Raw genomic sequence first — 12,405 nt, forward strand, 5'->3', positions numbered from 1 at the left:
CTGCCGCGATCTTCACGCCGCCTTGCACTGACGGTTCGATAGGATGGCGAAGTCCGCGTCCTCATTCGATACCAAGCGCAGGTCGACGAGCGGCAAACCGCGCGAGAACGCCGCCCGGGTGATGACGTCGTTGAGGACCGTCAGGGCAGTTGCGGCAAGTCTACGACGCTGTGGGTCGGGAAAGCGCGCCTGGTAGATCGTGCAGATAGCGGTGGGTAGGTTTTGGCCCAGCGCCCCCTCGAGCATCGTACAGTAGTCGTGCTCGAATTCCTCCCGGACATCGCTGATCCTGTCCAGAACCTCGGCCACCGAACGGGCCCCCTGCTCCAGAATCCCTGCATGACGAAGAGCATCATTGCCACCGACGCTGACGACAAGATGGCTAGCATCCTGGGGGAGCCGTTCAAGCTGCCGCTCGACGCCGCTTGTGACGGCGCCGTCGACGGCGTTTAGCGTTGCACGCCACCCCTCCGGCAAGCGCTCCCGCAGCTGCCGCACTACGTCAGGCCCGCGCGCGACATAGGCAGCGTTGTCAAAGATCGAATCCCCGAGAAGGACGACGTGTGGCATCGGATGCTCCGTTGAGGCCTCTGCCAATGCTGCATCAGCAGAGGAGGTAAGGTGGTGGGTTGTGACCGCGGCAGCGAGCACGGTCAGGAGATCACGGCGAATCAGGCCACCTACAGAACGGAACGGCATCTCAGCCGTCCAGGAACGCCAGAAGCGCGGCATTCACCGCGCTGGCCTCTTCGCGCTGTACCCAATGCGTCGCCTTCTCGAACGTCTGCAGGCCCCGATCGTTGCAAAGGGCCAGACTGCGCTCGGCCAGGCCATATTCCAGAGCTTGGTCCTGCATCCCCCACAGTACAAGGGTCGGCGTCGTGATCCGCTCCTTCAGGCTTGGGCGGAAGCGCAGCGCCCGATACCAGTTGAGCATGCCGGTTAGCGCCCCCGGCCGTTCCCAGGCCTGCCGATACTCTGCGATTTCCTCCGCCGTGAAGGCCTCTGTTCGGCTGGATTTGATGAGCGCCCGTGCCAGCAGAGCCGAGCGCCCTGCCCCCAGAAAAGCCTCCGGCAGCAAGGGGAGCTGGAAGAAGGCCGCATAGCTGCTCCGCAGGAACTGGGTCGGAGATCGCAAGGAATGGGCAAGCAGCACCTCGGGATGGGGCGCGTTCAGGATGACGAGCCTTTCCAGGCGGTGCGGCAGCTTTGCGCCTGCGGCCCAGGCGACGATACCGCCCCAGTCATGACCGACGAGGTGAAACCTTCCGATGCCGAGCGCGTCGGCGATGGCAACGACATCGCCGACGAGCTTGGGGAGCGTGTATTCACGGATGGCTTTCGGCTTGTCACTGGTGTTGTAGCCCCTCTGGTCGGGAACGATGACCCGGAATCCGGCGGTAGCGAGCGCATCGATCTGCCGTCTCCAGCCGATCCAGAAGTCGGGAAAGCCGTGCAGGAGCATGACCGGCCTGCCTTCGGCAGGCCCAACCTGGACGACGTGAAGCCCAATGCTCCCGGTGTTGACAAACCGATGTTCAGGCGCGTGTGAGACCATCGCTGGCAACGCGGTTGTCGCCAAAGCGATCCAGCGCACATATTTTTAAATCAACGCGCGCTACCCCGACAAGATGCAAAGCTCTGCCGTTGCATCTTCCGCCAGATGGGTCATAGCAACCCAAGAACAAGTTGGGGCCGCGAGCGGACTGTCAGCTTTTAGGCTGAAGTCACGGCAAGCCGACACGCCGCTGGCGTGTGTCCGAAGCTTCGACCCAACGCCTTCAAGTGCCTATGTGTTTGCCCAGACCGAGAACATAAGCCCGATCGTCAGTGCCGTCGCTGCATATAGGGCGGGCAAAACCCGGCGGTTCACGCCCAGGCGGAGCAAGGTGTGACCAAGATGATCTGTGCCGCCGATCCAAGGTTTTCGCCCCTGCAGCAAGCGGCGACTGATTACGAAGACGGCGTCAATCAGCGGTACGGCAATCCACGCCAGGGAAGCGTCAAACCCTCTTTGCGACGCGAGTAGCACGATTGCCGCTCCGAGGAGAAGGCTGCCGCTATCGCCCATGAAAACGCGTGCCGGCGGATAGTTGAAGAATAGAAATCCCAGGCATGCTCCGACGCCCGCCATACCGAGAGCGCCGCCCAGCCCGAGGAAGGCGGCCGCGATTGCGCTCGCGGCAAGACCATCGGCATGGTCAAGCATATTGACGGCGTTGCAAGCGATCCAAATGATGATCGGAACCCACCACAGATGCGTAATGATACCGGCCAAAACAGCTGCGGCGGCCAACGCTGCTGCCTTGGCACCGGCAGAAAGAGATCGGAGGTCATCGAGCGCCCCGATCAAACAGAAGGCTGATAGCAGGAGAGTATGTTCAACGGGGAGCCATGGTGACATCGCGATCAGCATGGCGGGCCCCGCGAGCCGGGGAACCTCGCCTGATGTGTGCCATCGATCTTTCGTGACCTTGGAGACGGCTCCGATACGCCGCGCAAGACGCGCAAACAGCCAGACGCCGGGAACCGCGATGAGCAGGGCCCCGATGAACGGGACCAAGGAGCCAGACGTCAAGCAACCACTCGTTCGGTACGCATGTGCTCTATGCAGTCGAGGACCATCTGCCTCGTGCTTCGCACGGGTCGCCATCCGGTCATGGTTGTTAACAGGCTTGTGTCAGGTACTCGGTCGTATGTTACGGCGAACCGGTCACCAAACACCGTGCTGGATGGTTTCATGATAATGGGCGCGGTCGTCGCGGTGGCCTCAATCACCATTCTTGCAAGATTTCCAATCTGAATCGCTTCGCTTCCGCCCAAGTTGACTGGCCGGCCACGCAATGACGGGCACTGCATTGCCAGCAGCAGACCTTCGGCGGCGTCGGCAACGTGCAGGAACGCCCGCCTTTGCTCTCCATCGTCATGGACTACGAGTGGTTCACCACGCAGCGCTGCATCGACGAACACCGGCAGGACGAGGCCGGTCGCCGAGCGCTGGCGCGGTCCGGCCATGTTGAATGGTCGAACGATCCAGGTCGGGATTCCGAATTCAAAAAACAGTCCCGCCACTAAATGTTCGATCGCGGCCTTGGCAGCTGCGTAGCCCCATCTCGGTCGCAGGTCCGTCGTCACCGGATCGGATTCCGTGATTGGCCTGTCCCGGCCGGAGCCGTAGACTTCTGAACTCGACGTGTAAAGCAGCGGACGTCGGTGTACTCTGCACGCCTCCACGATCGCACAGCCTGATTCGAGAATGCGGCTGGTGACGGCAAAACGCTCCATGTGGGCAAGCTGAACGCCGATCGGACTCGCCAGGTGGAAGACTGCATCGGCCAACCCGACCTCATTGTGGACCGCCGCGCCGTATGCCGGATCGCCAACCCTGAAAGTGCGGATCGTCAGCCGGGAATTGCCGGTGGGCAGATTGGGCAGCAGCCCGTTCGAGAGATCGTCGATGACGGTTACGGTGCAATGGCGGGCGAGCAAAAGATCGACAAGCGCCGACCCTACGAAGCCTGCTCCGCCAGTAACCAGCACATGTGTGTGCTGGCCAAATTCGACCAAGTCCGCGCTATGGTTGTCCAAGGTTGCCACGTCCTCCCACGGGAGCGTCATCTATACAGTCGAGGATGGGGCAAACAACCACTTTCATATCAAGGCTGGCGAGTTTTCGTCGCCCTCGATATCATCAGCGAACAAACACCCACCCGAAATCCTGCCAGTTCTCCGTCCTTTGGTCACCAGACCATAGCTGATTCTGGCACATCCCCACCAATGTGGAGATTTCCGTCGTTCTGGCCGAAACAAATTGTGGGGGTATCTCCACGTTTCTCGCAATGCAACTTGCACCTCCAACAGCGAGTGCCGCCACTGCATAACTCAGGCCATCGACTCATATCGCGCAATTAGGCTAAGAGGCCGAGGGACTGTTCCGGGGGGGAGCTTTGAAGTCCGACTATCGCCCAGATATTGACGGGTTGCGCGCTATCGCAGTGGTCGCAGTGGTTTTTTTCCATTTTGACGTGCCCGGTTTTCGGGGCGGCTTTGCTGGCGTTGATGTCTTCCTTGTTATCTCCGGTTACCTGATCACGCGCCTTTTAATGGCTGAAGGCGGCGGACTGTCCCTTGTGGAATTCTACGGCAGACGCATGCGTCGAATATTGCCGGCGATGCTGGTGATGATCTGCTTCTCACTCGTTGCCGGCTGGTTTCTGTTGCTGCCGGGCGACTATGAAGGTCTGGGACGCAGTGCGGCATATTCCACGTTCGGATTGGGAAACTATTATTTCCTTTGGAATACCGGCTATTTCGATCGCGAGGCGGCGCTGCTGCCGCTGCTTCATCTCTGGTCGCTCGGCGTCGAAGAGCAGTTCTATCTCGTATGGCCGCTGTTGCTTCTGGTTGCCAACCGGCTGTCACGCGGCCGCCAGCTCCCCGTTGTCGCGCTGATCTGCATTGTTGCGCTGGTCAGCTTCTCGATCGCCCTCAATCTGGTGGAGGCCGATCCGAAGCAGGCATTCTATGTTCCCTTCAGCCGAGCCTGGGAGTTGACTATCGGCGGCCTGCTCGTCTTTGCGCCACCGAAAGGCCGCGGGCGTACGTCCAAATGGTTTGAGCTGAGCGGCCTTGGTCTTGTAGTCGCAAGCATCCTTTTTCTCTCGCCGAGCCAACCGTTTCCAGGCGTTTTCGCGCTCGGTCCTGTGATCGGGGCTGCTCTGGTCGTCTGGCCGCGGTCGCAGTCGACGATTTCGGCCGTGCTTGCGAGCGCGCCGTTGCGATCGACGGGCAGAATCTCCTACAGCCTGTATCTCTGGCATTGGCCGATCCTCGTGTTCTTTCGCCATTATATTGGCACCGCAATGCCCTCGGCGGTTGAATCGTGCGTGCTTGTAGCGGTTGCCTGGCTGGTGGCGTATCTGTCCTGGCGGTTCATCGAGGAACCCGTTCGCCGCCTGCGGGCGCCGCCATCCAGCGTGCTTCTCGCTGGTGCCGCCGCGGTGGCAATGGTTTGCCTGAGTGCCAATGCCGTGTTCGAAGCCCGTGGTTTCACCAGCAGGATCTCGAAGCAAGTCGAGGCAATGCGCAGCCTCGATGTGATGTGGGACTGGTCATGCCCGCAGATGGTCAGCATCGCTGAGTTGGGCAGTACCTTTTGCGCGTTCGGTGCGCCCTGGGACAAAGCGGCGCGCCACGCCGTGCTCTGGGGCGACAGCCATGCCGAGCATCTTGCGCCGCTGTTAGACAGCGCAGGTAAAAGAGAAAACACGGCTTTCTTTCTTTACCGCGCCTGTCCGGCCGCCTTTGGAGAAGGTGTCCACCGCGACTTTCCGGATTTGGCCGGATATCGGGAAAGCTGCTCATCGTCGCGAAAGGCCGCGGTCGCCATGCTGAAACAACGCAATGACATCTACCTCGTGGTGCTCTCCGCAGCCTGGACAAGCCTTGCCGACACCAATGTCCTTGCTGACAATGGTGAGAGGCAGACCAGCAAAGTCCTGTTGTTGCGCGATGGCCTGCGTAGCCTCATCCAGGAAGTCGAAAGGGCGGATCGGCGCGTCGCAATCATTGGCCAAGTGCCTGGTCCCGGCCTGGACCTGACTTCATGCGCAGCGATGCTCGAAAGCGGTATGCTAAGGCGTTGTTCGACCGAGATGAATAGCGAGCAAGTCTTCCGGATCTGGTCGCCTATGGTGTCCGCGCTCGCATCGCTCGTTCATGACAATAACGTCGTCTTCGTCAATCCGCTCAAAGGGATGTGTCCAGACAGACACTGCGCAACCTACGTCAATGGCGAGTTCATCTACCGAGATGGTTCGCATATACGCAGAAACCTGAAGCCCGAGACAGACGAAGCCGTCGCGCGAATGATGGGTCTCTATCCGGCCCTGAAAGGCCAGGAGCAAAACCGATTGTCGGCCGCCAACACCACCCCGTCTCAAACGGCTGGCAAGAGCAATTGAACGGGATGCGAAGCGGCCAGGCTCCGCTCTCGACCACGGCTGGAATGGCCTGTTCGGAAGACAGCCGCGCGTTGCGGGTTGGAGGACAGTTCGGCAGCCCGTCATGTGCGGCAGCGGCTGGGGACGGTCACCGCACGGACATAGACGGGCTTAGAGCGGTCGCGGTGCTGGCTGTTTTGTTTTTCCACCTGAGATTCGCAGGTTTCTCCGGCGGCTTTGTCGGCGTCGATGTGTTTTTCGTAATCAGCGGCTTTTTGATCACCCGCATTGTGGCCACCGATGTGGAGGCAGGGCGTTTCAGTCTGGCGCATTTCTATTCGCGCCGGGCTCGCCGCCTGCTGCCGGCATTTTTCGCGACATTTTCCCTGTCATGCATCGCCGCGTTTCTTCTGCTTACGCCTCAACATCTGGAGACCTTCGCGAAATCGCTGATGGCATCGAGTTACGGCGTTTCGAACATCTTTTTCTGGCGCGAGTCCGGCTACTTTGATCTCGCCGCGCGGATGAAACCGCTCCTTCATACATGGTCACTCAGTGTGGAGTGGCAGTTTTATCTCGTCTGGCCGATGCTGCTTTCAGTTTTGCTTGCCGCATTCCCAGGACGAATGGTTTGGTCGATCATCACGATTGCCATTCTCAGTTTCTGGCTCATTGTCGCATTCCAGGACGGATCGTTTTGGCCGTTTGCGGGGACCCCGGCGGCGGACTGGATCGCCGACGGCCGTGCAACCGTGTTTTACAACACGCCATTTCGCGTGTTCGAGTTCGCCTGTGGCGCGGCGCTGGTCTGGCTTCCCAAGCCGCGACCTGTCCTTGTCCACGAGCTGCTCGCCTGGCTGGGCTTGGCCCTCATAGCGTTTGCAGTGTTCTCTTTCGACAGCCGTTCGGGCGCGCCCGCCTGGAACGTGCTTGCCCCTGCCACCGGCGCCGCGATGGTGTTGTCTGCGAACCGTTCGCGATTGGGAGGTTTCGCCTTGCGCAATCGCGCAGTCGGCTATCTTGGTCGCATCAGCTACTCGCTCTACCTCGTTCATTGGCCCCTGATCGTGTTTTGCGAATACGGTTTGCTTCGCCCCCTGCTTCCGACCGAAGCGCTCTTCGTCGGGCTTCTGGCCCTCGTCATGGCCATGTCGATGTTTCATTTCGTCGAGCAGCCTTTTCGCGCTGGCCATGGCTTGCTCCCCTCTTTTGGACTTGCCTTGACTGGCCTGCTCTCATGTTCCGTGGTCAGTTACGCGATGTCGGGCGGAATGCCGTGGCGTCTTCATTCCGTCGCGGGGAACGAACTTGCCAACAGCGCAGCCCTGAAGGCGATCACCGGCTCGTTGGCCTGCTTGGATTTCTGCGAGTTCGGCAACCTTCAAAGTCCAAAGAAGATACTCGTGGTCGGCGATTCGCACATCGACCAATACACGCGGGCGCTTCAAGAACTCGGCGGTCAAGAATTCCATTTCCTGCTGGCCGATGCCGGCAATTGCTATTTCGGAGCAGAGTTCCAGACCAGAACAAACGGCGCGGTCACGCGGCACTGCCGGAATGCTACCGACCAGGCGGCTCGCTGGTTGAAGGCCGGTGACATACTCGCCATTGTCCAAGCGCAGCGCTGGCCCGGATATCGCACTCTTCTCGAACGGAAAGTGGATGGTGCGCCTGTCGAGATGCCCGACCTGGCAAAACTGTATGCGACCATGCTTGGGGACTTAGCGAAACTCTATGCCGCTTTTCGCGGTCCGGTGATCCTGATCGGGCACACGCCGGACGCCAATGTGGTCTGCCATTTGAGACCGACTTACCTTTCCTTGCCCTGCCCGGTTCCCACCCGGGTGGAGAACGTCGCCTTCGACCAGGCATTCATGGTTTTCGCCAGCCATTCCAGCTTTCACCTGCTTGATCCCGGCGAAACCATCTGTTCGGCAAATGGCTGTGATGTGACGGACGGCGCAGGGCATAGCCTCTACCTGGATGAGAACCACTTCTCCATCTACGGGGCACGCCTTGTTGTTCCGAAAGTCATAGAGAGGCTTCGCGACGACTTATCCGTGGCGTCAAGGCAGACGTCGACACAATCGACCAAGCGATGATTGTGCCCAGGAGAGCAAGGCACAGCGCGCTGACTGAGAGCGGAACGGCGACTGCGTAGGTTCGTCCGTTTTGGCGAGGGTCGCTCGAATCCGTGGCCGAAAACAGCACCGCGTCCCGCCGGCGATAAGTATATTCGCCCGGGCCAACAGCCGGCCATGCGTTCGGCGCCCATTCAACTTGGTGGAGCGGGGTCCCTTCTTCACGCAGGTCTGAAGCCTTCAACAGGGGATCGAGGACAAGGTTGTCAAATTGGAAAAGGCCAGGAAATTGCGAGCGTGGTAGCAGCGTCTCGTACCCGCCTCTTGCGGTAAACATGGTCTCGTTCTGCAGCCGTCCGGTAACAAGCGACGGTGTGATGAGCAATATCGCAATGCAGCCAGCCGCAAAGGCCATCACGCCTGCATTAGCTCCAAAAGCAAAGCTGCGATGCTCGCCTTTTTTTGCTGAGGAATGTGTTTCAGTAAATCCCCGCCGCTCGGCAAGCATCCCACCAATTCCCAGCGCGACCGGAAGAAAGAGAGAGGGCGTCAGCAAGAGGTCATGCGATGTCAGCATGACCCCCACGAGTGCGACACCAAGGGCCAGATCGCCGGCGCTGCGGACATACCAGAAAGCGGAAGCGACCAGGCCGATCGGGATCAACCAGCCGATGTGCCCAAAAGCAATTGCGAAAAGGACAAGGGTGTTGTGAGGCGCGAGAGCCTGCGCCACCTCAAGGCCTTGACCGAAGAAGCCGCCTTCTCTGTACGCGAGCAGGCCTCGCTCCAGAAAGAGTGCTCTTGCCGAGATCGAATTTCTCTTGCCCTCGTCCACGAGACGTTCGCCTAGCGCCTGGATCTTGGCAGCGTTTGTGGATTGGCCTGTCGCGGACGAAGGCAGGCCGCTGAACGGAGGCGCAGATGAGGCAGTGGCTCGCGCAGGATCGGCTTGCGGAGGGTCTGATCTGATCGAAGGTTCTGCCGTGGGCTGGTCAATCGTCGCAGCCGAACTTGATTCAGCCAGAGCTTGTTGAGACGACGGCGCAACCGGGTCTAAGGCGGACGACGCAACCTCATTATGTGATGAATCGACAGCATCCGCCGCCTCATCGAGCGCCTTTCCAACCGAGATCATCCCGGCGAAGGAGTTGCCGACGGAAACGCGAAAATAAACATTTGTGGCGAGCGCGACACCGATTGTCCCCAGCAGTATTAATGCGACGGCGAGCGGGCGACCCCAGCCCCTTGGATCGAGCCTTAAACGACGGTGACCCCGAAATTGCTGCCAAATATCAACGGCAAACGGCACCGCCACGGTGCCACAGGCTGCAAGAATGTTCGAGCGGGAAAGCGTGACGAGCAGAGCGGCGCTTACGAGAACAAGGAAAGTGGCACGCCATTTTGGCGCGACGGCGCGATAGCTCGCCGCGGCGCCAAGAAGCAGGCCGGCGGCTGCCACATTCGGATTGATCGCCAGGCCGGCGGCTCTGCCAAGCGTACTGGTGAAGCCGTTGGCAAAAAGAAGGTCGAGGAAGCAGACCACCGCATTGAGCGCCGTCACCGACGCACATAGACGCAGCACCATTGCGGGCGATGAGGCGAGCATGAGGACAATCGCCCCGCCGCCAAGGAAAAGGGTAATCAGGTAACACTTTGCGACGATGCCAAGTGGATGAAGCGCAACCGGGGCAACCGCCATCGCCCCGGCGATCGCGAGCAGGAGGATCGCGCCACGCACGTCCCGACGGATTGCAAGAACGGCAATCGAAACAATCAACACGCTGCCGTAGAGGGCATGGAAAACCAGTCTGGCGAACTCGTCCCGGCCCGTAAAGAACGGCAGAAAATAGGGCATGAACCACGACTGATAGATAACTATGGCAAATGCACACAGCCCGGCGACGACACATGGCAGGATGCTGCGCGGCGTAGACGCCGAATTCACCGGGCCTTGGAAGTGAGCAATCCCGCTCATTCACTTGCCCGCGAGGTAGAGGGTTTCATAAGCGTCCACCATAGCCCTTATGGAGTAGCGTTCGCGCATCGCCCGCTGACGAAATTTTCGGTCCACTGTCTGCTCGGGCAACCGCTCGAGAACGGCAAGCAGTCCGCGGGCCAGATCGGCAGGGTCACGAGGCTTCACCAGCACACAACCCGGCATCCCCGAAACTGCCTCCGGATTTCCACCGACATTGGTGGCCACCACTGGGAGGCCTGCGGTGAGTTTTTCCATCAGGGCGTTGCAAAAGCCTTCCTCGTGGGAGGCGATCACGCCGATGTCCATGCCGGCAAGCAGGCCTGGTACGTCGTCCTGAGCCCCGAGCAGCCGAACTGTCGATCCGACGCCAAGCCGCTGGGCTTGCTCCATCAGCGCCTGCCCAATACCTCGATCTTGTCCGGCGATGAACAACCTCAGCTCCGGCCGACTTTGGCTTGCGCTTGCGAAAGCGTCGATAAGATCTTTGTGTCCCTTATAGGGAATAAGATTGGCGACGATGACGACCCCGACATCGTCAGGTTCAAGACCAAGGCTGCGCCTGATCTCATCACGGCGATGGCTGATACCATCGAAACGGCTCAGATCGAGACCATTGGCAATCACGCGCACGCGGGCGAGATCATAGCCATCCCGGGCCGCCATGTCGGCCGCGACCGCATGCGAGTTAGCGACCACCACATGTGAAAACCGATTGGCGATTCGATCCATGCGCTTCAGCCGCGGCCATCGCTCCTGGTGGTTGCCGAGACCGCGCCTGGAGGTGATGACGAGTGGGGCCAGCGCAAACCGACCTGCCAACGCGCCCAGAAAGTTGGTCAATGGCAAAAAGGCGTGAACCACGCGTGGCCGGGTCAAAATGATGCGACCAACGAGCAAAGTGATCGCGGCGCCGAGCACCAGCATTGCCTTGACGCTCGGCCGCGTCTTGGGGGCAACGCTCGATTTTTCTTCCGCCCCCGCCGCTGTCAGTGATGCGGGCAAGGGATTGGGGCGATGAAGCCCGTAGGATATTCGGATACCGGCACGATTCAGCGTTTCCGCAAGAACACCGCCCGACGAGAGGGCAAAGACCTCGACCTGCCAGCCCCGCGCCTTCAACTCCTTGGCAAGCAGCACCAGTTGGCTTTCCGTGCCTCCGAGATCGAGCGTCCCGATAATGAAGAGCACGTTGCGACGGGTCCTTCTCAGGCGCGCGGTGGAAGGCGCGGCAACGCGCTGTCGGCTTTCAGCATTAGTCAACGCAAGGTCTTCTCGCAGCGTCGCTCACCCCTCCGCCTGTTCTCGCCCGTCCCGCTTCCACATAGCGTCCAGAGCCGGCAAGAAGAAGTCGTATTGCGCATACAATCCACAAAAGGTCACGAGCCGGCAAGATCAGCTCCAGCCTGCCGCGCAGCAGACGGGCTGCGTCCTTCACGATGCCGCAGCATCATCCCGAACGTGGCAAGCACCATTCCGGTTGCCAGGAGGGCGAGTGGCGGTGCCCATTTGAGCCGCTCGAACTTTGCCTCGTATGCACGCACGCCGTCGAGGTCCTCTATGGTGCCAGCCGGTTGCCAAGCCCCACCATAAGCCGTCTTCAGCAGGGGCAACATCGGCGCGAATTGCGCGTAGTAGGTGTCGATGATTGACGGCTCCCTCTGCACGTCCTCAAGCGAGCGAGGAACAAAGACGCCGTAGTCGGAATCCAGAATATTGCCGTTCGACACTACCACGGTGTGTTGGGGGACACTGTAGATCGTCGCCTCGATGCCTTGATCGGCAAGGATGGAATAGACGATTTTGGACACCTGGGAACAGAACCCATACCCCCGGGCAAGCCCTTTGCGGGGCGTTACAAACTCATAATTTTGCAGCGTTTCGCGATATTGCGGCCGGAAGCTGAGCATCCAGAGCAGGTAGTTGTCAAAAACGCTGATGCGCGTGTAGGACGTGTCGGTCGCCGCCCAGCTGTCGCCTACCGTCCAATAATGCACCATTCCACCCGCGACAGCCTTTGTCAGGCGCTCGAGATAGGCCTGCATGGGTTCGTCCGTAGCGCGGTAGAGGTCATCGACATCCACCACCTTCTGCTGGAATCCCAGCGGCCCTTCGGTTGCCTCGGCAGGTGGTGCCGGGTAAGCGCTGATCAATCCGAGCGGATAGGCCGAGACAAACAGCAGGAAAGCCGCCCCAACCCCTGCCGAGAAGAAGCCGAATGAGCACAGCAATGCAGCAGTTAAGCTTGGCCGCAACTTTTGATACCGAATCTCAAAGGCATCATTCATGGTCGAAGACTATCACCTCGTCGCGGCCGTGGCTTCTAGTCCATTGCGAGGAAATTTGTGGACGGACCACCTTCGGCGCTTCTGTGATAAATTGCCAATCGACGTCGGTTGTGGCTTGT

9 protein-coding genes are annotated in these 12,405 nt (G+C 59.9%); 2 read left to right on the top strand and 7 right to left on the bottom strand.

The genetic code is table 11. The features are described 5' to 3' along the window. Positions 1-12: 12 nt before the first annotated feature. The 4 genes from NKI64_RS27760 to NKI64_RS27775 all read right to left on the bottom strand — a co-directional run bounded on the left by NKI64_RS27760 (position 13) and on the right by NKI64_RS27775 (position 3,588). Positions 13-699 (bottom strand): SGNH/GDSL hydrolase family protein, encoded by a 687-nt coding sequence (locus NKI64_RS27760; protein WP_352671354.1) that lies wholly within the window; start codon positions 697-699, stop codon positions 13-15. A 1-nt stretch (position 700) separates the two neighbouring features. Then, complete coding sequence (locus NKI64_RS27765) at positions 701-1,558, bottom strand: alpha/beta fold hydrolase (protein ID WP_352671477.1); 858 nt, start codon at positions 1,556-1,558, stop codon at positions 701-703. A gap of 231 nt (positions 1,559-1,789) precedes the next feature. Continuing rightward, positions 1,790-2,416 carry an MraY family glycosyltransferase gene (locus NKI64_RS27770; RefSeq protein WP_245260008.1) on the bottom strand — a complete coding sequence of 209 codons (627 nt, stop codon included), beginning with the start codon at positions 2,414-2,416 and terminating at the stop codon, positions 1,790-1,792. Positions 2,417-2,574: 158 nt separating this feature from the next. After that, positions 2,575-3,588, bottom strand: a complete 1,014-nt coding sequence (locus NKI64_RS27775) for an NAD-dependent epimerase/dehydratase family protein (protein ID WP_196813567.1) — start codon at positions 3,586-3,588, stop codon at positions 2,575-2,577. Between the two features lie 359 nt (positions 3,589-3,947). Between NKI64_RS27775 and NKI64_RS27780 the strand changes: the two genes are divergently transcribed. Continuing rightward, a complete protein-coding gene (locus tag NKI64_RS27780) occupies positions 3,948-5,963 on the top strand; it encodes an acyltransferase family protein (RefSeq protein WP_023734107.1) in 2,016 nt (671 codons plus the stop codon). A 5-nt stretch (positions 5,964-5,968) separates the two neighbouring features. Continuing rightward, positions 5,969-8,044: an acyltransferase family protein gene (locus tag NKI64_RS27785; protein WP_081726789.1), complete on the top strand. Its 2,076-nt coding sequence runs from the start codon at positions 5,969-5,971 to the stop codon at positions 8,042-8,044. Here NKI64_RS27785 and NKI64_RS27790 read toward each other — a convergent pair. From NKI64_RS27790 to NKI64_RS27800, 3 genes are all read right to left on the bottom strand, one after another. Continuing rightward, the gene (locus NKI64_RS27790; protein WP_352671359.1) at positions 7,974-9,998 is read right to left on the bottom strand and encodes a hypothetical protein; all 2,025 of its coding nucleotides are present in this window, start codon (positions 9,996-9,998) and stop codon (positions 7,974-7,976) included. The genes NKI64_RS27785 and NKI64_RS27790 overlap by 71 nt on opposite strands. Then, positions 9,999-11,261 carry a glycosyltransferase gene (locus tag NKI64_RS27795; RefSeq protein WP_081731240.1) on the bottom strand — a complete coding sequence of 421 codons (1,263 nt, stop codon included), beginning with the start codon at positions 11,259-11,261 and terminating at the stop codon, positions 9,999-10,001. It lies immediately after the preceding gene. A gap of 116 nt (positions 11,262-11,377) precedes the next feature. Next, the gene (locus NKI64_RS27800; RefSeq protein WP_156937208.1) at positions 11,378-12,286 is read right to left on the bottom strand and encodes a hypothetical protein; all 909 of its coding nucleotides are present in this window, start codon (positions 12,284-12,286) and stop codon (positions 11,378-11,380) included. Positions 12,287-12,405: the final 119 nt, after the last annotated feature.

This window comes from Mesorhizobium sp. M0478 (assembly GCF_040321305.1).
GTDB lineage: Bacteria > Pseudomonadota > Alphaproteobacteria > Rhizobiales > Rhizobiaceae > Mesorhizobium.

Excerpts from the sequence above, each read along its gene's own strand:
- NKI64_RS27760 (WP_352671354.1), bottom strand. The coding sequence starts at position 699 with ATGCCGTTCCGTTCTGTAGGTGGCCTGATTCGCCGTGATCTCCTGACC.
- NKI64_RS27765 (WP_352671477.1), bottom strand. The coding sequence starts at position 1,558 with ATGGTCTCACACGCGCCTGAACATCGGTTTGTCAACACCGGGAGCATT.
- NKI64_RS27770 (WP_245260008.1), bottom strand. The coding sequence starts at position 2,416 with ATGCTGATCGCGATGTCACCATGGCTCCCCGTTGAACATACTCTCCTG.
- NKI64_RS27785 (WP_081726789.1), top strand. The coding sequence starts at position 5,969 with ATGCGAAGCGGCCAGGCTCCGCTCTCGACCACGGCTGGAATGGCCTGT.
- NKI64_RS27790 (WP_352671359.1), bottom strand. The coding sequence starts at position 9,998 with ATGAGCGGGATTGCTCACTTCCAAGGCCCGGTGAATTCGGCGTCTACG.
- NKI64_RS27800 (WP_156937208.1), bottom strand. The coding sequence starts at position 12,286 with ATGAATGATGCCTTTGAGATTCGGTATCAAAAGTTGCGGCCAAGCTTA.